This window comes from Lysinibacillus sp. NPDC094177, from assembly GCF_050279145.1.
Lineage (GTDB): Bacteria > Bacillota > Bacilli > Bacillales_A > Planococcaceae > Lysinibacillus.
Genome location: NZ_JBNNTW010000002.1, coordinates 95470 through 117764, shown reverse-complemented (window position 1 = coordinate 117764; position 22295 = coordinate 95470). Strand labels below are relative to the sequence as shown.

Annotated in this window: 18 protein-coding genes; 2 read left to right on the top strand and 16 right to left on the bottom strand. The window is 37.0% G+C overall.

The window, feature by feature from the left end:
• Positions 1–6 precede the first annotated feature (6 nt).
• From ACQKNC_RS04115 to fadH, 8 genes are all read right to left on the bottom strand, one after another.
• Positions 7–1443 (bottom strand): hypothetical protein, encoded by a 1437-nt coding sequence (locus ACQKNC_RS04115; protein ID WP_427423608.1) that lies wholly within the window; start codon positions 1441–1443, stop codon positions 7–9.
• A gap of 12 nt (positions 1444–1455) precedes the next feature.
• Positions 1456–2301, bottom strand: a complete 846-nt coding sequence (locus tag ACQKNC_RS04110) for an ABC transporter permease (protein ID WP_427423607.1) — start codon at positions 2299–2301, stop codon at positions 1456–1458.
• Positions 2298–3233, bottom strand: a complete 936-nt coding sequence (locus ACQKNC_RS04105; RefSeq protein WP_427423606.1) for an ATP-binding cassette domain-containing protein — start codon at positions 3231–3233, stop codon at positions 2298–2300. Before ACQKNC_RS04105 ends, ACQKNC_RS04110 begins: the two co-directional genes overlap by 4 nt.
• The gene (locus ACQKNC_RS04100) at positions 3233–5617 is read right to left on the bottom strand and encodes a hypothetical protein (RefSeq protein WP_427423605.1); all 2385 of its coding nucleotides are present in this window, start codon (positions 5615–5617) and stop codon (positions 3233–3235) included. The genes ACQKNC_RS04105 and ACQKNC_RS04100 overlap by 1 nt, the downstream gene beginning before the upstream one ends.
• Before the next feature lie 630 nt (positions 5618–6247).
• Entirely contained in the window at positions 6248–7135 is an 888-nt protein-coding gene (locus ACQKNC_RS04095) for a LysR family transcriptional regulator (protein ID WP_337992200.1), read from the bottom strand.
• A 68-nt stretch (positions 7136–7203) separates the two neighbouring features.
• Positions 7204–7644, bottom strand: a complete 441-nt coding sequence (gene cbpB / locus ACQKNC_RS04090; RefSeq protein WP_427423604.1) for a cyclic-di-AMP-binding protein CbpB — start codon at positions 7642–7644, stop codon at positions 7204–7206.
• A 253-nt stretch (positions 7645–7897) separates the two neighbouring features.
• Positions 7898–8137 (bottom strand): short-chain dehydrogenase, encoded by a 240-nt coding sequence (locus ACQKNC_RS04085; protein ID WP_427423603.1) that lies wholly within the window; start codon positions 8135–8137, stop codon positions 7898–7900.
• Positions 8138–8204: 67 nt separating this feature from the next.
• Positions 8205–8972, bottom strand: a complete 768-nt coding sequence (fadH, locus tag ACQKNC_RS04080) for a 2,4-dienoyl-CoA reductase (protein WP_427423602.1) — start codon at positions 8970–8972, stop codon at positions 8205–8207.
• Positions 8973–9290: 318 nt separating this feature from the next.
• On the opposite strand from fadH, the gene ACQKNC_RS04075 reads away from it, so the two are divergent.
• Positions 9291–9497: a hypothetical protein gene (locus tag ACQKNC_RS04075; protein ID WP_427423601.1), complete on the top strand. Its 207-nt coding sequence runs from the start codon at positions 9291–9293 to the stop codon at positions 9495–9497.
• Positions 9498–9870: 373 nt separating this feature from the next.
• On the opposite strand, the gene ACQKNC_RS04070 is transcribed toward ACQKNC_RS04075, so the two are convergent.
• The 5 genes from ACQKNC_RS04070 to ACQKNC_RS04050 form a co-directional block, all read right to left on the bottom strand.
• Positions 9871–10695 (bottom strand): protein phosphatase 2C domain-containing protein, encoded by an 825-nt coding sequence (locus tag ACQKNC_RS04070; RefSeq protein ID WP_427423600.1) that lies wholly within the window; start codon positions 10693–10695, stop codon positions 9871–9873.
• Positions 10688–11140: an HIT family protein gene (locus tag ACQKNC_RS04065; protein WP_427423599.1), complete on the bottom strand. Its 453-nt coding sequence runs from the start codon at positions 11138–11140 to the stop codon at positions 10688–10690. The genes ACQKNC_RS04070 and ACQKNC_RS04065 overlap by 8 nt, the downstream gene beginning before the upstream one ends.
• A 142-nt stretch (positions 11141–11282) precedes the next feature.
• Positions 11283–12467: an iron-containing alcohol dehydrogenase gene (locus tag ACQKNC_RS04060; RefSeq protein WP_427423598.1), complete on the bottom strand. Its 1185-nt coding sequence runs from the start codon at positions 12465–12467 to the stop codon at positions 11283–11285.
• Positions 12468–12489: 22 nt separating this feature from the next.
• Positions 12490–13251, bottom strand: coding sequence for a 3-hydroxybutyrate dehydrogenase (locus ACQKNC_RS04055; RefSeq protein WP_427423597.1), 762 nt, complete (start codon positions 13249–13251; stop codon positions 12490–12492).
• Positions 13252–13502: 251 nt separating this feature from the next.
• Positions 13503–15023 carry a CoA-acylating methylmalonate-semialdehyde dehydrogenase gene (locus tag ACQKNC_RS04050; protein ID WP_427423596.1) on the bottom strand — a complete coding sequence of 507 codons (1521 nt, stop codon included), beginning with the start codon at positions 15021–15023 and terminating at the stop codon, positions 13503–13505.
• Positions 15024–15290: 267 nt separating this feature from the next.
• Here ACQKNC_RS04050 and ACQKNC_RS04045 point away from each other — a divergent pair, with 267 nt between their 5' ends.
• Positions 15291–15905 carry a TetR/AcrR family transcriptional regulator gene (locus ACQKNC_RS04045; RefSeq protein ID WP_427423595.1) on the top strand — a complete coding sequence of 205 codons (615 nt, stop codon included), beginning with the start codon at positions 15291–15293 and terminating at the stop codon, positions 15903–15905.
• Positions 15906–16204: 299 nt separating this feature from the next.
• Here ACQKNC_RS04045 and ACQKNC_RS04040 read toward each other — a convergent pair whose 3' ends face one another.
• The 3 genes from ACQKNC_RS04040 to ACQKNC_RS04030 are packed head-to-tail and all read right to left on the bottom strand — an operon-like array spanning position 16205 to position 21937.
• Complete coding sequence (locus tag ACQKNC_RS04040) at positions 16205–18208, bottom strand: EAL domain-containing protein (RefSeq protein ID WP_427423594.1); 2004 nt, start codon at positions 18206–18208, stop codon at positions 16205–16207.
• A 29-nt stretch (positions 18209–18237) separates the two neighbouring features.
• Positions 18238–20394: an RNA degradosome polyphosphate kinase gene (locus tag ACQKNC_RS04035; protein ID WP_427423593.1), complete on the bottom strand. Its 2157-nt coding sequence runs from the start codon at positions 20392–20394 to the stop codon at positions 18238–18240.
• Complete coding sequence (locus ACQKNC_RS04030; RefSeq protein ID WP_427423592.1) at positions 20384–21937, bottom strand: Ppx/GppA family phosphatase; 1554 nt, start codon at positions 21935–21937, stop codon at positions 20384–20386. Before ACQKNC_RS04030 ends, ACQKNC_RS04035 begins: the two co-directional genes overlap by 11 nt.
• Between the last annotated feature and the right edge of the window lie 358 nt (positions 21938–22295).

Genomic DNA, 22295 nt, shown 5'->3' with positions numbered 1-22295 from the left:
TTCCTCCTACTGAGACTCAATTGACGTGAAATAAGATTGCACGACATTTTGTAAATCCTTCGGTAATTGCAAACGCTCTGAGCTTTCTAAATAGCTATCTTTATAGGAGCCTATAACTTCCTCATATGGGCGGATAGTACCTTTAGTAATCGGGCCATTTCCTTGTTGCTCTGATACATGTGATCCATCTCCTAATGCTCCACCATCAACTGAAGTCTGACTAGAGCCACCAATTCTATTTGGTGTCGTTAATAAATCGCGGCCGCCCTGTCCTGTGCCTGCACCTTTACCTCCTTGAGCATTACCACGGCCATTTCCCTGACCTTGACCATGTCCCTGCCCTTGTCTGTTCCCTTGTCCTTGGCCACTGCCTTGTCCCTGACCTTTTTGATTGCTTTGATTCGACCCTTGTGCCTGACCTTTACCACTAGCCTGTTGGGATCCATTTTGGGAATTAGTTTGGCCTTGTTGTCCTGTTTGACCTTGCTGATTACTTTGCTGTGAATTCGCTGATGGATTGGTATTAGGATTATTTTGCTGATTGTTATTGGCACTATTGGCACTCGCGATAGCATTTTGTAAAGTATTGCTTGCGGGTTTCCCAAGCTTGCTCATAGCTGTCTGAGTAGCATTTGCATTTTGTGTTAGCTCCTGCTGCATTTGGGCAAGCTCCTTCATTTGCTCCACTTCTTCTTTCGATAAGCCTTGCTCTTCAGAAGCGCCATCCTTACTAGCAGTTTGCTTATCTTTTAATTGTTGTTCCTTTAAAGCAAGCTCCTTTTGCTTTTTCACGACTTCGCGTAATGCCTCTTCAGCTGTTTCTGCCTCTTTTAACGTATTTTGCAATTCTTTTAATTGCTCTTTCACTTCTTTTGTTTCTGCTTTTTTCTCTAATTTAGCAACTTCCTTCTTTACGTCCTCAATGACAGCTTTTTCTTTTTCCACTTCAATCGCTTCAATTTGTGTAGCTGCTGGGAACATATAAAGAATGGCCAGTACGACAGCTGTTCCAAATAATCCAATCAATGCTTTTGGACGAAACAAATTTTTCTTTCGTGCCTTAAAATCAGCAAATGCCTTTTCTACGTTTTCTATCGCTTTCGTTAGTAAAGATAGAACGAGTGGGTCCTTATCGTCCTCGAACGATAAGGCTGTCACAAGCTCATTATGAGAAAAATAATCATCCAATGTATGCAATGCTTCCTTTTCCTTTACACGCTTCCACCATATAAATAGCAATGTTCCTAGTATGACAACGATAAAGGTAGCAAGAGCTGTTTGGCGATAATACGGCCAAACAAATAGCCTTGAAACGAGGAAGAGAGAAGCACTCGAAAGCAATGCCAAAAACAAGCCGTACTGTGCAATTGGAACGCTTCTTTCAACTGTTAAACTCGTCTTTGCACGTTGAATATATTTTCGTAATTGCCTACGGCGCTCCATAATATTTCCTCCTTATCGGTTGCTTTTCATATTGGCACGTAATTTTTTAATCGCAATTGTTAAACAAAAAACAATAATCAATGAATAAGCTATTAAATAACTAATCCATACAGGTAATTTCACTCCCGAAACTTGTACTAAAGCATCGCCCATAGCTGGTGAAGTAAGCGTGAGCATTAATGCACCCGGGTTAATAGAAGCCCAGAAGTAAGTCATATAAGAAGTAGTAGTACCTATGGCATTACCCATTTGATGGAAGGCCATTGATAAAAAGAAGAAAAACGCTGTAATGCCACCTAAAAAGATTATCGAACCGTACGTAGAAATCATCGCAACAATTGTTCGCTTTGTAATCGTTGAAAACATAACACCAATACTACCGATTGCTACAACTGTTAATAAATAAAATAAAAATATCGAGATTAATTGAGACGGCGATACACCACCAAATAAAAATACTAAACTATACAATGGTAGCCCTGCGATAAGCATTAATACTAAAAATACTACCGAGGATAATAATTTTCCAATGATGATTTGAGTAGAGCTTTGTGTCGTTGTTAGTAAAATATTTAATGTTTGCTTTTCCCTTTCACTACTAATTGCACCGGCAGTTAAGCTAGGTGTAATAAAAAGAACAAGAGCCATTTGTAATATTGTTAAGACCGCAAACATCATAAAGCTCATATCTGGTCTAAAGAAACCCTTACCTGTGAATCCAGTTGTTATAAGCAAAAATCCTACTATAAAAATACAAATAACAGCTAAATAAAACATTAAACCTGAAAAGCTTTTAAAAGAACGGAAGCGTAACTTCAATTCTTTTACGAATACCGGATTATAAAATCGTTCCATCATTGATTATCCGCTCCTTTCGTAATAGCCATAAAGACATCTTCTAAATCTTTTTCCTCTTCACTTAACGCATAAATAGGTAAATTCGCAAGTATTGCTTTTTTCAATAGTGCTACCTGATCAGCATCTGCCCCACGGTAATTAAAGGCTATCTCTAAACGATTCTCCATTACATTTATAGAAGAGATCAGTGGATCCTCCTCCAAGAATGCACGTACCTCGTTTAAACAATCCGTTACTTTTACTACGATACGCTTCTCCCCCTGTAGCTGTGCTTGAATGGAAGCCACATTGCCATGAGCGATAAGCTTACCATTATCAATCACACCGATTTCATCGCACATTTCTGCAAGCTCAGGCAAAATATGTGAGGAGATTAAAATAGTTTTCCCCATAGATTTTAAATTCCGTAAAATATCTCGCATTTCTACTCGGGCACGTGGATCCAAACCTGAAGCAGGTTCATCTAAAATTAATACTTTAGGATCGTGGATAAGAGCACGTGCCAAACATAGACGTTGCTTCATCCCACGTGACAGTAAATCAACATATTCATAACGTTTATTTGTCAAATTTACGAGTTCAAGCAGCTGTGGAATAAGTACTTTTCGTTCAGCTGCCCCAATGCCGTAGCTGGCACCGTAAAAGTCTAAGTATTCATCTACTTTTAGTTGATCATAGACACCAAAGAAATCTGGCATATAGCCAATTTGTTTTCGAACTTCCTTTGGTTCCTTAATAACACTTTTCCCATTAATAAGAGCATCACCAGAAGTAGGAGCCAGCAAGGTTGCTAAAATCGAAAATGTAGTCGATTTACCTGCCCCATTGGCACCTACAAAGCCAAAGACAACTCCTTCCTCCAAAGATAGATTCAAATGATCTAGTGCTGTAAAGGAGCCATATCTCTTCGTTAAATCACGAATTTCAATCATTATTTCGCCACTCCCTTCAGCTCTACATCTGGTAATTTTGTTTCCTCACCTGTTTGATCTGGTCCGAATTTAATCTCAATCAGCAATTCATCATTATCATTGAAGTATTTTTTTATGTTATCTGTAAACACCTGTTTCGCATCTACCAATGGCTCATAATTTTTCTTCTCGTTATTCCAAATCGAAAGCTGCATACGATCAGTATCCTTATTCGAAATCGTCAGTTCGTTTAATGTTTGAACTGAATTCATAAAATTATCTGGCATCGCAATGGATACTTCATATAAACCATCAGACAAGCGCCAACTATTTAACTGTTCATCCACTTTTTCAGCATACGAATTAGGAGATTGTGGGTTTGCTGTATACATAAAGTTGTTACGTTTCATCGTAAATGGACCTGATAGCTCTACTTTGCCATCAAACGGCTGAACAAAATAGGAAATCGGTGACATATTAGCACTTGTCTCTAGCTCAACGCCAGCAATTGCTTGATCTGCCCATGCTGTAATGACAGGCTTTTTATCATTTTCTACAAGCGGTAATGCAATAGATTTCATATGCTCGATACGTGAAGGATCCACTTCTTCCTTCTTCGCTGGATAATTATTATAATTGTAACTAGTATAATTAGATGGTTTTTGAAGAACTGTTGCTTTTAGCTCCTTATCGACTTTAAGTGTACCGTTCGCTTCAATGTCGCCAAGTTTAACTTCTTTAATGCCAGAGATTAAAGTAACGTCCTTTAGAGCAAACGGGAATTTATTCTTAATTGTCCCAGTTAGCTTTTCATTATTTAGCGTAATATCAATGTCCATCTTGCCAATATTTTGTGCCGCTGACTTCCCTGCAAACGACTGAACAGACCAATAGCTTAAATTACGTAGTGTTAACGTTGAACCATTGGCATTTTCCTTAATATAGGATATTTCATGTAAATCCTCCCTTATCCCTGCGAAATCATTAGAATTTCGTAGCGCGAATGCACTTGTATTCTTATCTGCATTAACAACAAAATCACCACTGCGATTTGTTAAGATGGACTCTACATAATAACCATTTACACTACTATCTTCATTTACTTTATAAAATGCAGATTGTTGAATTTGCGGTTGCCCAATTCGATCTTTTGCACCAAAAATAAATAGGGCAATAGATAACACAATGGATATCGCAGGAATTATCCACCATGCATGTTCACGCTTGTCTATTTTCTTTAAAATGAAATATAGAATAGGTCCGATAATTAAAATATATAAAACAATAACGATTACCATATAGCTTACAGATACTTCAAACGAAGGGAATAATTCATTTATATTACGCAGGTCATATGAAATTTGATCCACCAGCGACTGTCCATTAACGGTCATCCCTTGTGGTGTCATCTTTTGAATATTTAACAATTTTCCCACTAATGCTGGATAGCCATCCATAGACGCTAGTGGCTGATCCCCTAGAGAAAAGGCTGTTTGAATAATTTCTCCACTGCCAACCTTTTTCTTAGACGCTAAAATCTTATTGTTATCTATTAATACAGGAATACTTCCTTGATTTTCAGTAGCTCCATAAATAGAAATAGGTTGTGTAAAAGTTCCGCCGCCTGATAATTTTGATAGACTATCTGCCGAAACAGATGTCATTTGCTTGGATAACTTTAGTGGTAAATAATCCTTGAAAATACCTGCTGTTGCATTTACTTGATCAGCAGCTCCTACTAATAAAGTTCCACCATTCTGTACCCATTTTAGTAAAGAATCTTGTTGCTTTTGCGATAAATCAGCAATAGCAATTTCATCGATGACGATAACGTTCGCCATTGCAAATCCTTGAGTATCCTCCGGCAGAATATAATCCTTGATTTGATTTAAATTGAAAACTTCAACATTATTTTGAGGAGCTAATTGAGATAAACGCAAAAATGCTGCTAAACGATCACTTTTATCCGTTAATGTATAGATAAAAACTGATGAAGGATCTAAAAAGTTAGCTTGTAGCTGCTTTGTTCCCTCATAAGCAACCTTTTTTCCTTTTTCTATGCCTCCTTCAAAAAAGGCAAACGCATCTTCATTTGAATAATTACCATCTAGATAAATATCAAATGTTTTTTCTTCTCCTGCCGCTATATCTATTGGAATAACTTGTGCTGATGTTGCTTGATAGGAACTGGAGGCATTGATCACCATATCTCCAGAAAAATTTGTACCATTATTTTTTACTGTTACCTGAATTGGCACAACTGTTTGGTATTTAGCTTTACCCGCAATCCCTACCTTAGCCTGTACATCCAATGTTGCGGCTGCTTTTGCCTGCTCCACAGGAAGAATAAAGCTAATAACAAGCAAGAATAGTAGTATGAGTGCCGTAATATTCGTTTTTTTCAAAAACCCAACCCCTTTTTTATGTAAATTGATGGTTAAATAATTATACGTTTAAAATTGCATTTTGTTCCATTTCTTATGATATCTTCATGAATATTCATAAACTCTTAAGAATTAACTAATTACCAAAGTGTGGGGTTGATATTTTATTAAAATGTATGCATGTAAGTGGAGTGGAGGTTAAGAAGTTAAAAGTTGAGTGATAAAACGTGAAAGTTGGTCGATAAAATTCAAAAGTTGGGTGATAAAACGCGAAAGTTAGTCGATAAAATTCAAAAGTTGGATGACATTTTTTTAAACCTATGTCATGCGAATAAGTTGATTGAAGTGGAGCTGGGCGACTCCTTGGGGATCAGCGATTAAGAGGAACGAAGGCTAAAACCATCACGTCCTGTGATAACGCCTTCGTGACCAACATCGGTGCTGTCGCTGTCGCTACGTTGCACTACGCTTTCGCGCAAAAAACATCTGTTGGCCCGAGACCCTTGATGAAGCTTTGCTCTGTGCGAAAGCGAAGCGTCAGCAATAAAGCGCCCAGTCGGAACGGAAATCAACCCCACGCTATGGTGAGATTAAGAATCGGATAAAAAAAGCAGCCCCAAGTGAATCACTCGAGCTGCCTTGATATTATTCTTATTTCGTATAATCAAACAAACATCGCGCATGGTCTTGCACTACCTCTACAAAAGCCTCTACTTGTCGTAACTCAAATGAGGATTCATAGCCAATTAGCCAAGTATCACGCGTTAAACCAAATTCTTTTTCATTATTAGTTAATGCTATTTTATTAATACCATCATGGTCATTTAAAGTGATTGAAGGTAAAATAGCATAACCAATGCCGTTCAATGCCATTTGCTTACAAATTTCAATCTGATCAACTAAAATTTGTTTTCTTGGATTTGAAGCGAAATGCTGCTGCCACCATTGTTGAATTTCCTGATAGTAATTAGAATCACTTTTAAATTGAATAAAAGGTCGATCTGTCGTCAGGACATCTTCTATAGTTTTTAGCTCTTTATCTACTAAATAAAGGGTGTCCCGAAAAAGGTGAATTTTTTCTCCTTTCCAATCAACCTGCCCACGCACAATCCCTACATGAGCCTCCCCCTCATAAAGCGCTTTTACAATTTCAGAGCTCCAGCCGGTCATAAGAGAGATTTTTGCCTCAGGATATTTCGTTACAAAATCTTTTAATATTATCGGAAGCCAGTTTTGGCCGACGATCGATGCACAGGCAATTTTCAAGGTCCCGTTTACTTTCGTCGTTAATGATTGGATTGTTTCAAAGATTTCTTCTTTTTTGCTGAGCATTTCAGTTGCATAGGCAATAATAAGCTCTCCAGCAGGTGTTGCTGTAAGTCCTTTTTGAGAACGAATAAATAACTGCGCGCCCCAATCCTTTTCAATAGTTTGCAACCGTTGAGAAAGTGCTGGTTGAGATAAAAATAGTCGTTCTGCTGCTTTACGCATATTACGTTCCTCTGCTAGTACTTTTAAAATTTCAGCCTCCGTTGCCATCAATTAGTATACCTCCGATACAAGCAAAGAGGGCCTCATGATTTTCATCTGAGTCCCCTCTTAAACTACTACTCTTTTTGATAAATATATTTTTTCAATTGCTTTAAAATAACACGTCTCGTTAAAATTCCCGCAAATGTTCCTTCTTCGTCCACAACACATAAAAAGGCGTGATTAATAACTAAGTCAAGAGCTCGTTGAAAAGTATCCGTCAACTTTAATACAGCGATATCTTTCTCCATTATTGTATTCACTTTAATATCGGGTAACTTTTCATATTCTATATGTTCTAGTCCAAGAATGGATTCAGTAATCATTTTCATGCTTAGTAAACCTTGAAGCCGATATTTCAAATCTAAAACAGGTATCGACGAATACCCTGTACGTGTAAGTACTAGGAGTGCATGTTCCGCACTATTTCCAATCTGTACATGCGCAACCTTTTCAGATGAAATAATAAAATCACTAATTGGCATTGCTAAAAAGTCTTTGCTGTTAGTTGAAATCATGAACTTCTTCTCCTTTTCTGTCCTCGCTTTGCAGAACAGGATGCTTCCCTTCTATCATATCATAACTATTCCTTTTATGACCATGACAAGGCCGAGAAGAGTTTTTTATAAGCAATGAATTATTTAAGCATTTTGAACAAAACTAAGTAACGAAAGTGCATATATAACGGAGGTTTTGCCTGAGGACAATGGAGAAATATCTTCATTCAGCCATATTTATATAATATGAACTGAATGAAGAAAAAAATCTTTTTTAATAGCCTGCCTTACTCCAATAATAAAAAATCATTATCCCTAAAAAAAGTAAAAAAATGATATATACCCAAACAATTGGGTTGAGCATAGTCGAATACTCTTCAACGGTTTCTGAAATCGGCGTATCATTTTCTGATTTCCGTTCAGATGTCATTTTGGCAATTTTCAGCGTAGACACAAGCGAAATGACAGAAATAATCGTAATGGCAATAAGAGCCGGTATCAACCACATACCCATAGGCAAAACTCCTTTCTTTACCTTTAGTATGCGTCAACCCAGCTCTTCATTATTCAAAGATTTTTAGTTAGAACGGATATTGATTGAGCCATTGCCCGCCATCAAGTGTCACACATTCACCGTTCATATAACTCGCCTTATCAGACATCATAAATGTTGCTAAATCAGCAATTTCTTCTGGAGTACCTGTACGACCTAATGGAACAGAGTCTAGCGTACGAGCAGCTGTTGCCTCTGACTCCCAGAGCTTTTCTGCACCACCTGTACGCTCAATTGGACCAGGAGCAATCGCATTTACTCGAATGCCATATTGTTTCCCCCATTCAACAGCTAACGTTCGAGTCAATGATAATACACCTGCTTTAGCCGCCGCAGAATGAATAACACCAGCACCTGCATTCCATGCGTAAGTTGCCACCATATTAAGAATAGATCCCTTAATATTATTTTGAATCCAGTACTTTCCGACTGCCGAAGAACAATAGAATGTCCCATTTAAAACAATATCAACAACAGCCTTCCAACCATTCGGTGATAAATCCTCTGCACGCACTATAAAATTGCCAGCCGCATTATTCACAAGCCCATCAACCTGTCCAAACTTTTCAACAGCAAATGCTAGCATTGCCTCTGCATGCTCAGGCACTCGAACATCCATTTGGAATGTTTCAATCGTTTTTCCAGCCTCTAAAATAAAGGCTTTCGCCTCTGCTAATCGCTCCTCGTTACGGCCTGTAATAACAACATTTGCCCCTTCAGCAACGAATTGCTTTGCCATATAAAGCCCCATACCACTTGATCCACCAGTAATAATAATTGTTTTCCCCTTCAACATACAATTTCCCCCTCCGCAAAAATGAATGTTCATTCACATAAGATATTACTATATTTTCTCGTATATGTCATATTAATTCTGCAAAACACACATAGAATTCTTTTCTCGATAGAAGTTTAGGGAAAGGATGAAAGGTGACAACTATATATGTATATTGGGGATTTTTTGTTGCGCGCGGATATTTCCTTCTCTTCCGCAGGTATCCTCGCGTCAAGCGGATAAAAGATACACTATTTTTTGAATATTATTATTTAACTACCAACATAAACGTGTTAACCTTTTATTAAGTGTGGTTAACATAAAAGAGGGGGTTCTATTATGGTCAAATCATTAAAGGGGCAATTCATTCTTGCATGCTTTACATCATCGATGTTTACCATTAATATTTTTATGCTGTTCAATAGAGGACCAATTCAAATAGATAACTTTCAGGTAAATATTTGGATATTTACCGCAGTGGCAGCGGCTTTTAATTTAGGTGTACAATCACAAAGATATTTTCAATCAAAAAAAACAGTACGGTAAAATACTAATCCAATAAAAAAGGACAGATAATATTGATATTCTCTGTCCTTTTAGCATGTTCTTATTACCTAATTTAATGTTTAAAAAGTATAATAAAGTCGTTTAATTACCGAAATGTGCAATAATTAATAAATCTTAGCTTGTGACTTTCAGAGTCTCGGCTAAAACCTTCCAAGCCTCTTCTTCTGTCCAAGCACGATAAATAGTAACTGCTATGTTTGTATTTGAGTTCTTTTTGAACTCAAATACTGTACCTTCTGAAAGGGATGTCCTCACAGCCTGCCTGCTGACCCTTTCGCGGGTATCCGCCATTGCCGCGCGAGTATCCTCCCTTTGCGCAACATTTTATCACAATCATCATTTTTAAAATCAACTAAGAACTTGTTTCTTGATTGCTTGCTCTAGTGGCTTCCTTTGAAATATCAACTTTCCAAAAAACTATGGTAGTGCTATCTCTGACACCATTTTTTTTGATATTCTTTAACATTGACCAAATGCTCTCTTTATCCTTAGATTTAAAGAAGGAATTATAAATGTTAATAGGGTTAGAGTATGGTTCATGGGGACATTCAATTAAGCCATCTGTAGTTAGAAAAAGACGATTTTCGCCTTTTCTTAATTCTTTTATTCCAACACTATAGCAAGGGACGTCCTGTTCAAAAGTATTGACTTGTCCTATCCATTCGTAAAATTGCCTTTGATTTAATTGGTACTGACCTAATGCAGCCAATTCTTGGTGAAATAAAAAAAGAACACAGTCTCCAACTGAAAACCACCATACATATTTATCCTTTCTTACAACAATTAAACATGCAGTTTCTCCAGTAATATTTTTGCAAACAGATAAAAACTCTTCAGATAGAAAAATAGTTAAAATCTTCTCTTCAATCCTTTTAAAGTTTTGATGGTTTGCCGGTAATGATAATAAATGTTTAATTTCATTCTTATTATTAATAAATTGCTCTATGATGATTTGAGCACTCTCAGCTGTATTATGAGCGTCCATTAAAATAGCAAACTCCCAATCTGCCTTTTCATCTATCCATACCAAACATCCATCTTCATTCTTATATTGTCCTGCATCGGAATTACCACCATATCGCCCAACAATAACATGCTTGATTTGATAAAGATTTGGATGATCAATGAAATTTTCTTGGCTGCCTATCCAGCTAAAATCTTCTATAATTTCACTCATCTGCATTATTCTCTAGATATGTTTTTATTCGAGTACAAAGTTTAATAACTTCTATATCGTCACCCATCGGAGCATCTTCCCAATCATACACATCATTTGGTCCCCAATACTGTTTAGGGGTATTAGGATATCGAGGAACTAAATGCATATGCAAATGTGGCACTGAATTTCCAGAAACCAACGAATAGATATGCTCTGCCTTTTCACACTCCAATATTGCCTTACTGACTCTAGCCATAATCACACCAAAAGCTTTTGATTCTTCTATAGTCATATCTCCAAGTGTGGGTGCATGTCTTTTTAAATCAATCATAATATGACCTAAATAATTTGGAGCTCCATTTTTATCAATATGTCCAACATAAACATATTCGTCTTCATAAATCCTTAACTCTGAAGCTTGGATGTTGCCAGCATGTTTATTGCAAATAAAACATTCCTCCATTAATCTCCACTCCCTTGTTCGAATTTCCGAAATTATAACACACCCATTAATTAATTGGTATATTTTTCCTAAACAATAAAAATAGAGTTACAAATTACATATGATTTGTAACTCTATTTTAGACAGTTTCTTTTCCGAAATCCTAAAACTCATAATGATAAGCAATTTTATAAAGCTCTATTAGCTCTTCATGTGTCAGCACCTTAGGATTATTTCCAGGGCTACCACTTGCGATTGCATCCGTTGCCATTTTTGGAATGGCTGCGTAAAATGCTTCCTCATCAATTCCCCATTGCTTTAAATTACCTACATCCATCTTCTTACACATTTCCTTAATCGAAACAATGGCTAAATCGGCAAGCTCTTTTTGAGACAAAGTGGCTTCATCCTTATAAAAAAGTTTACCGATATCTGCTAGTCGGTCGATACAAGCATCTTTTGAATATTCTAATACTGCTGGTAAAAGCATGGCATTGGAAATACCATGCGGCACATGGAAAAGTGCTCCTATCGGACGAGACATGCCATGTACTAAAGCGACAGAAGCATTTGAGAAGGAAAGACCTGCTTGCATTGAACCTAGAGACATTGCTTCCCGAGCATCAATATCGTTACCTTGTTTATAAACTTTTAAAATATTATTAACGATTAGCTCCATTGCTGATAATGCAAGTACATTCGAGTAAGGATGGGCTAAACGTGATAAATAGCTTTCAACAGCATGGCTTAATGCGTCGATACCAGTCGCCGCAGTGATGGCGGGTGGAGATGTAACCGTTAAAATCGGATCTACAATCGCTATGTTTGGCATAAATGCAGGCTGCTTAATCATCATTTTCACTTCATTCTTCGTGTTAGTAATGACTGTTACATCCGTTGCTTCTGAGCCAGTTCCTGCTGTTGTCGGTATCGCAATATGTGGAATCGGTGCTTGCTCTGCAATTTTTGCCATTTTCATATAATCCCCAATATAGCCACCATTCGTTGCAACTACTGCGATAGCTTTTCCTGTATCAATACAGCTTCCGCCACCAACAGAAATGATAATATCACAACCCTCAGATTGTAAAACATGTAGCCCCTCTGCTACATATGTATCCACTGGTTCAGTTGTGACACCTAAATATGAAATCGCTTCCAATCCACTAGCTCTTAGTAAAGCGCTACATTGATTAACAAAGCCTAAGCTATCCATTATTGGATCACTAATAATAAGTGCCTTAGTCCCCAGTTTTTTCGCATAGACTCCCACTTCTTCAAAAGAATCTCTTCCATAAAGGATTGTTCCTGGTGAGTTTACTGTGAAGATTGTTTTTGTTTGAATCATATTTCATCCCCCTTAGCCTTAGCTATTGTGCTGTATAACCTCCATCCAAAATAATGGCTTGACCTGTTAAACCTTTTGCCATATCACTAGCTAAATAAAGAGCTAGTCCTGTAATTTCTGATACATCTAGTAAGCGTTTTTGAGGAACGAGTGGATAAAGCACCTGCTCAAGCACTTCCTCTACTTGAATTCCCCTTGTCTTTGCCAAATCCGCAAACTGATTACGTACTAATTCTGTATCGACATACCCTGGACAAATGGCATTCACCGTTATCCCCTCAGTTGCAACCTCTAGCGCCGCCACTTTCGTTAAACCGACAAGCCCATGTTTGGCAGCATTGTATCCAGCCTTACCTGCAAACCCAATAACACCATTAATGGATGCCATATTAATAATGCATCCAAATTTATTCTTCTTCATATGTGGTAACGCATATTTCATTGCTATAAAAGGTGCAACAAGCATCACTTTTTGCATGGATTCGAAGATTTCTGTTGCGAAATCCTCTATAAGAGAAACATGCTGAAACCCTGCGTTGTTGATTAAAATATCTATGGCCTTAAACTTTTTAACAGTAAAGTCAATCGCATCATGAATTGCTTGTTCATCTGTAACATCACATGTGTATGCAGTTAATTGCGGATTGTGTTGAATTGCCTCCGCTAAAAGCTGTTCATTAATATCTGTTATAACGACGTTCGCTCCCTGCTCAGCAAACGCTAGTGCCATGGATAAACCGATACCACGGGCTGCTCCTGTAATAAAAACAGTTTTTCCTTTCACGCAAAACCCCTCCTATATTTCTCCTGAGAATAATATGTTTGCGAGTATCGTCCTATGTGGAACAGTTGATTTTTTCACGGAGAGTGGCGACTCCTGCGGGATGAGCCTGCAACGAGGATATCGAAGTCAAGCCCGCGGAAAGCGCCAACTCAGAGTAAAAATCAGCCTTTGTTTATTGACATACATTATTTTATATTTATTCTTTTGTCGACATGCTGAGAGCTGCAAAAGAATACAGCTCTTCATTTGAACTAGTCGTTATTACTTGGGAATGCAAACGTAGATGCTGTCGATGCATGACCTGCCATCCAACGCTCTGAAATTGTTTTTGTTTTTGTGAAGAAGCGTGCCTGATCTGGACCAAACATATGCCCTTCTCCAAAACGAGAACCTTTAAATCCAGCAAAGTTATGGTAGCCTACTGGGATAGGAATCGGGACATTTACGCCAACCATCCCAACATCGATTTCTGTTGTAAATTTACGAGCTGCTAAACCGTCATTCGTAAAGATTGTTACCCCATTTCCAAGCTCATGCTTATTAATAAGTTGGATGGCTTCGTCCAATGAATCAACACGTACAACATTTCGAGCCGGGCCAAATATTTCTTGTTCATAAATTTCCATGCCTGGTTTTACGTTATCTAGCAGTGTTGGTCCTACGAAGAATCCTTTTGACTCTTTGACAATATCAAGTTCACGGCCATCACAAATAACTGTTGCGCCTTCAGACTCTCCTCGATTGATAGCAGCAATAATCGATTCCTTCGAATGCTGTGAAATAACTGGGCCAAAATCTGTCTCTGGATCTGTATACGAACCTACCTTCAAGTTAGTGATTTTCTCCTTTAAGATTTCAACAAGACGATCTGCTGTATCCTTTCCAACAGGCATAATCGTAGAAATGGCCATACAGCGTTGAGAGGCTGCTCCATATGCTGCTCCGATAAATGCATTTGCTACCTGGTCAAGATCTGCATCTGGCATAACAACCATATTGTTTTTCCCCCCACCAAGGGCTGTGACACGTTTACCATATTTCGAGCCTGTTTCATAAATATATTTGGCAACTGGTGTCGATCCAACAAATGAAATTGCTTGCACAATCGGGTTTTCTAATAGTTCATTAACCGCATCTTTATCCCCATTTACTACCGTCCAAATACCATCCGGTAACCCAGCTTTTTTCCAAAGCTCACTAACATACAAGGCAGTCATAGGAACACGTTCTGAAGCTTTTAAAATAACTGCATTGCCGACAGCAATTGCCATACTTGTTTGCGCTAAAGGGACCATGATTGGGAAATTAAATGGCGAAATGGCCGCTACAACACCTAATGGATATTTAGCAGAGTAGGCATTAATGTCACCGCCAACATTGACTGAATACTCTCCCTTCATTAAATGAGGTGCACTCATAGCTAAGTCAACAGACTCCAAACCTCGTGTAATTTCACCTTTTGCATCCTCGATTGTTTTACCGCTTTCTTTACATATAATTTGTAAAAGCTCCTCCATATTTTCAGTAATAAGGTTACGGAATTTTAATACGACCTCTGCACGCTTAGCTACTGACGTATCACGCCATTGCGGAAAAGCTGCCTGTGCCTTATCAATTGCCTCCCGAGTTTCTTCTACCGTTGCAAGTGGCACCTTAGCAATGACCTCACCAGTCGTTGGATTGTATACAGAACCAAAGCGACTACTTTTTCCTTCAACAAGTTCTCCACCAATGAAATGAGTTAATGTTTTAACCTCATGTGCCGTTGTCATATTTCTTGTCCTCCTTTAAAGTTGTCATTTTTTTTTTTTTAAATAAGTTGCAGACATATCATTCTTTCTTGAAAATCCAATGCACACTAGCCAACTCTAGTCTTTTATCGTAACATTAGTACGAGAAAATCTGAATGACCACAGTCATTGACTTCAGTCATTTAAATCATAATCAAATTAAATCCATATCGTCAATCAAAATTTTTATATTTTCAGATTTTTTCGCAAGAACATCTTAATATATTTAATTCGGAGGAATATGGGAATATGAATTCATTAACGAGCCGTCAAAAAAAAGCATTAGAAACACGTGAAAAATTACTCAGAGCATCATTAGATTTATTTAATGAATATGGCTTTGAGCATGTGTCTGTTGAACAAATCACTAAAGTATGTAATGTATCGAAGGGAACGTTTTACACTCATTTTCCATCTAAGTACGATGTTATTTTAGAAAAATTTAAGGAACTTGATAGTTTTTATAGCACTGTGGAAAAAAATATAGACTCTTCTTTGCCAGCAAGCGAAAAAATTCTAACACTTTATAAAGAACAAATGATGTATTTAACAAACATTATTGGAAAGGACTTAATGCGCACTGTTTATACTGCGGCGATGACAAGTCAAGTGGAACAAGATCATTATTTAATAAGTCCACAAAGGAAAATATTTCAAATTATCAATTCTTATATAGAGGAAGGCATTAGACTTAAGGAATTTCGTCAAGATTTGCAGATTACTCAGGTGCAGGCTATTATTCAACGTTGTATGCGTGCAAATGTCTATGATTGGCTAATCCATAATGAAGACTTTGATTTATCAGCAGAAATGGCGCAATTTACAGCTATTGTGTTAGATGGAATGAAAGTAGAAAATAAATAGCTAAATTTAGAAGGGTTTGCTCATGCGGAAACTTGTTGCACTCGGGTGAAGTCATTTTCTAATCCGACTGTATCTCCGTTCGTTCAATTTGCCCAGAAAACTGCTGGGTAAAGCTACTATTCGAGTAGCTAGGAGATATGATCAGGTTTGGCCCTTTTTTTGATCGGCTTCGGAGAAGTGATCAGGTTATGCCCTTTTTAGATCAGGTTATGCCTTCATTTTGCTTAGATATCTCTCTAAATTCTAAAAAAGTAGCACTTCATCCAATTCATGATGAAGTGCTACTTAATCAGTTTTCATTAGCTAACAAAATATTTATTAACTATGGTTTCTACGGGTAATGGCTTGTTATATAAATAGCCTTGCCCTTTTTGGCATCGATGGCGTTTTAGAAAATCAACCTGTGATGGTTCCTCGATCCCTTCAGCAATGACCTCTAATCCTAAATTATGGGACATTGAAATAATGGCCTTAATAATTGCTTCATTTTTATCATCTTTCTCAATATCAGCTATAAACGATTGATCAATTTTTATGATATCTATCGGATAACGCTTTAAATAGCTTAAAGATGAATAGCCAGTTCCAAAATCATCAACTGAAACATAAACACCTAGTTGCTTCAATTCGGTTAAAATTGAAAATGTTTCATGGACATTAGTCATGGAGCTTTCGGTAATTTCCACCTCTAATAATTCAGGTGGTATATTATATTTTTTCAAGGCTGCTTTAATTTTCCGAGCAAAGTTTTCTTTTCTAAATTGTTTTGGCGAAATATTGATGGCAATTCGTACCGGTCGATAGCCCTTCATCTGCCACTCCTTTTGATAGCGACATACCTCGTCAATAATCCAATCACCGATTTCAATTATTAAGCCTGATGCTTCTGCAATAGGGATAAACTGCGCAGGAGATACAAAGCCAAATTTTCGATTATTCCATCGTAATAACGCCTCAAAGCTATTTATACTGTTATTCGTTAAATCCATTTGTGGCTGTAAATGAATACTGAGCTCATTAAATTCAATAGCACGACGTAAATGGGCCTCCATCAGCGCCTCATTTGGAAAAATAGTGGTCATATCTTCACGATAGTAACGGAAGTGTGAACGCCCATGCTCTTTTACAGAAAATAATGCTTTATCTGCTTTACGTACAAGGGTTTCTAAATCCTTGCCATCTGCTGGACTAAGTGATATACCAATCGACACGCTAATAAAATATTCCTGCCCATCAATCATGAATGGCTGTTTTAATGCGTCTAAAATAGCGTTAGCCGTATGTTCAATTTTGTTGACGGTTGCATCTTTTAGAACAAAAATAAATTCATCGCTATTATAGCGATAAAGCGAGCATTTGGAGTAACAAAGCTCACGAAGTCTATGACTAAACATTCGCATAAGTTCATCTCCCTTACTTTCACCAAGGGATTCATTAAACTTTTTAAAGCGATCAATATCCACTAAAATAATAGCTGCTTGCTTATTATGCTTTTTATCATTTAAATGCTGAAGCCAATGCTCCTTAAAAGCCTTGCGATTCCAAATACCCGTTAATTCATCCATTAATGCTAGGTAATAAAAGGCCTCATGATCATTCATAAATGAATTGGCGTCTTTCACAAATAAATGTACACCTATAATTTCACCATTAAAGTACGTTGGATGCGTTCTTAAATAAAATGGCTCTTTACTTAGTAATTGACGTTTAAACAGGCATTGGGGCATACCAAATGCTGAACCCTCAATTGTTTTTGCAAATAATAATTTAAATTCGTTGATATACTTACTCTCTAATAATGAAAAAATATTTTGTCCTATCAAGCTTTGATGTTCTTTTGACAAAAGAGAAGTGGCAACAACGTTTTGGTGAATAATGCGACCTTGTAGATCAGTTGTTACTACCGGACTTACATGCTGTTCCACAAATTGCAAATACGGTTCTACTTCATTCTGCTTTTCACGTAGAATAACTGCTACAACTTCGTTTTCTAAGGGCTGTACACACACAACAAATGATTTTACTTTGTGCTCCGTACATTCCTTTAGACTTTGGTCTATAGCTAATTCTTGTTGTAATATATTCGATAATTGCAGCCAGCATTGCTCCGTAAAAAAATGTTCTGCGTTGGTGGCTTTCACATCTTGTAGCTTAATTAATGACGGTAGCTTATCGTTAAAATTAACGATTTCAAACGCTTTTGTATCAACTTTTCTCAAACATACGACTGCATCAAATGGATTAAGTTGTATGATTTGATGATAGTCTGCAAATTGCGCTACATTCTTTTTATATTTTTTCATTATATCCCTCACTAAGTAGCGTGTTTGCTTTATTCTTCGTCTAGCGTAGGCTTTAGTGCATCCTTTAGGAATATTTCCTGACTATTAATTGGATCTTCACTACGATCAAACTCTTTGTAATGATATTTACCATTGGAGTCTTGAATACGAGCTTTTGCTGTATCCTCAAGTTGTGTATTCATGATGTTAATAATACGAGCTTTTGCTTCGCTTGCATATACAGGGAATAAAATCTCTACACGTTTAATCATATTACGAGTCATCATATCTGCTGAAGATAAGTATACTCTATTTTCTCCATTATGATGGAACCAATAAATACGAGAATGCTCAAGGAAACGACCAACAATACTCGTTACTTTTATGTTTTCACTAATCCCAGGGATGCCTGGTCTAATGCAACAAATACCACGAATGATAAGCTCTACTTTCACACCTGCAATAGACGCTTCATACAATTTCATCATTAAATCTTTGTCCGTTAGTGAATTCATTTTAGCTCGTATAAAACCATTACCATGCTTCTTGTGACAAGCAATTTCCTCATCCATTAACCTAATAAATTCATCTCGAATATCAAATGGTGCCACGACTAAATGATTAAAAGTTGGCTTTTCTGTATAACCGCTTAAATAGTTAAAGAAGTTAGTGGCATCAATGCCAAATTCCTTGTCTGTCGTTATTATACCCATGTCTGTATAGATTTTTGCAGTGGCATCATTATAATTCCCTGTTCCAAGATGTACAAAACGCTCAATTTTTCCATTTCGACGACTTACAACAAGCGTTATTTTCGAATGTGTTTTTAAGTTATTCATACCGTAAATGACCAGGCAGCCAGCTTGCTCAAGCTGCTTTGCCCAAAGCACATTATTCTCTTCATCAAAACGTGCTTTCAATTCAACTAAAACTGTTACCTGCTTACCATTTTCTGCTGCAAGCTTTAATGCTTGTATAATAGGTGAATTACCACTTACACGATATAATGTTTGTTTGATTGCTAAAACATTTGGATTAACCGCCGCTTCTGAGATAAAATCTACGATTGGAGCAAACGACTCATATGGGTGATGGAAAAAAATGTCTTGCTGCAAAGCTTTTTCAAAAATATTTTCATCCGATTGCAAATCTAATGGTGGCTGTGGAATAAAGCTTTCATATGCTAAATGTTCTCGACCAACAGATATGCCTTTTACAAACGAGAACATAAAAGTTAAATCTAGCGGTCCATCTATATGAAAGACATCTGTTTCTTCAATTTCAAATTCATCTAGTAAGTATGTAAGAACTTCCTCGCTCATCTCGCCCTCACGAACTTCTAGACGACTCCCTACACCCCATTTACGTTTTTTTAGCTCTTTTTCGATTTCTACAAGTAAATCTCGTGCACCTTCCTCATGAATCGTTAAATCCGCATTACGTGTCAAACGGAAAGCCTGTGCTGATTTAACACTGTAACCATAAAAAAGCTTTTCGATATGTGCTACAATTACGTCTTCTAGTAAGACAATAACTGTCTCTCCGTCTGCTGATGGTACTTTAATATAACGATCTAAGACAGATGGAACTTGGACAATTGCTACCTTTTCACGATTTTCTAAGTCTGCGTCATCTTGCTCTAATAAAACAAGTAAATTTAATGTTTTACCAAGCAAAGTTGGGAAAGGACGATATGCATCTACAGCTACGGGTGTTAAAACAGGAAAGATGGTTTCTGCAAACATTTCATTGACAAATGCTTTTTGCGTACTATTTAAGTCTTTCATGTCTGCAATATGTACATTATGTTGTGGTAATAAATCATATATTAAATGTCTGTAAACTTCAGTTTGTCGGCGCACTAATGCCTGAGTTCGCTCTGCAATTTTCGCTAATTGCTCTTTTGGTGTTAAGCCTGACTTATTTTCAGGCTTATGGAAACCTGCTCGTACCTGATCTTGTAGACCTGCAACACGCACCATGAAAAACTCATCTAAATTCGAGCTAAATATTGCTAAAAATTTCAGTCGTTCTAGCAGAGGATTGTTGACATCCTCTGCTTCCTCCAAAACTCGTTCATTAAAAGCTAGCCAGCTCAATTCACGATTATTATAGTATTGCGGCTTAGCGATTTCCTCTAGTAATCGACTCTGTGTTTCTGTTAATCCCTCTTCAAGTAACTGATTATTCGTAACTTCAGTTGTCATAATTGTCCAACCCTTCTTCAATAAAGTTAATTTTTATAGGTATCTTTAGTGCACGTTCTAGATGTTTTTTATGTCGATCTGCTTGATATTTTTCAGCGGCCACATTGTGTTTCACATAGATGCTAAGCTGTACATAATCTTCTTTTGTATGCATCTTAATGGCATATACAATCTTTCTTTTAGATACATTTAACGAATATACAAATTTTAAAATTGCGCCAAAGTCTCGAATTTTACGATACTCTTCACGACTCATCCATTCTGTAAACGGAGCAGCAAAGCGTTGATAATAATCTTTATTTTTATACGAAGCTAGAAGGGCTAATTTTAAGCGCTCCTTATGATTTAGCCCATCAATAGATTGGTTCGCAATTAAATAAAAGGTATGCTGGCTCGCCGAACTTAACTCAATATACTCTCCTATATTAAAAACCTTTGCCGCTTTCGTTAATAATTGCAAATCTTTAGGATTATGTTGTAAATATCCAAGATTACAACATTCACGGTACAATTGATCCATTAAATTCATCAAGTAGTCCACTTCTTCTTCAGTTCGACCATACTGACGAGCCAATCTTTTAACGTTTCCCTCCATCACATTGTACTTATCAAAAGCACTTTTATCTGTTTGCAAAATACGCTGTATAATGAGTCCTTCTCGCAAACCCTTCTTTGTTATTTGGAACAATTTACTGCCAACAACCTCCATTAACACATTAAAAACCTCTAATGCAGGGACGATGATATCCGCACGATCCACTGAAAGCCCATCTAATTGTTTCAATTCATTAAAGCTTAAATTATCTAAAAATACACTAAGCTCTTCTAAATTTTGCTTCGTCATTTCGTAGCCATGTACACTCGCGATTGGAAATGCATTCTTTTGTTGATGAATTTGAGCAATATTCCGAGCACTACCACCAATAGCGATAATCGGTAAACCTATATCCTGAATCCATGGAAGTGATTTGAACTGTTCTTTGATAAATGCAATGAGTTCCTTTTTTTCACTACTATTCAGAATGTCGCCCTTTACAAAGCGTTGCTTTAAAGAAACTGTACCAAAAGGAAAACTATAAGATTTCTGTAGTTCTTTATTTTTAAAAAGCGTTATTTCTGTACTACCACCACCAATATCGATAGTTACAGCGGACTTCGTGCCCATTGAATGCGCTACAGCAACAAAGCCATAATATGCCTCTTCTTCTTCTGATAAAAGCTCTATTTGAATGCCTGTCCGTTCTCTCATTAAGGTAATGATATTTTCTCTATTTGTCGCCTGACGGATTGCAGCTGTTGCGGCAGCTTTAACATCAGTCACTTCAAAATCATCGAGCATTGCTTTAAAAGTCAATAATGTTTCTGTTAATACTTGTATACCTTCTCCAGACATTTCACCAGATGGCTGTAAATATGTACGTAAACGTGCTACCGTTTTAATATTTCCAATCTCACGAAGTCCCTCTTCTTTATCGTATTTATACAATACTAATCGAATAGTGTTTGAGCCAATATCGATGATAGCGGTTTTTAATTCATTCAAATAATCACTTCCTTAGCGCGTACAGCATATTGTTATTGGTTCTGTATCATATGTTTAAGCGAGCCACAATGTGTAGATACTCAAACAATCCGGGATTACTCTCCCTTTTCGTCGACGGACTGCTTAGCCTAGCCTCCTCGATTTGTCTGTGAGCTCTTCGCTAACCAGTTATTCGGTAATATCAGGATATTTACCTTCGTGTCAAAATTGACCCCAACAAATAGAACCTTATTATTTTGTTCCTAGCATCATTTTTCTATACAAAAAAGTCGGTGCCTAACAGAAGCATCCGACTTTCTTAAAATTATTAATATACTTTCAGGATACTCATTATTAATATTGTGAAGTACCTTTTCCA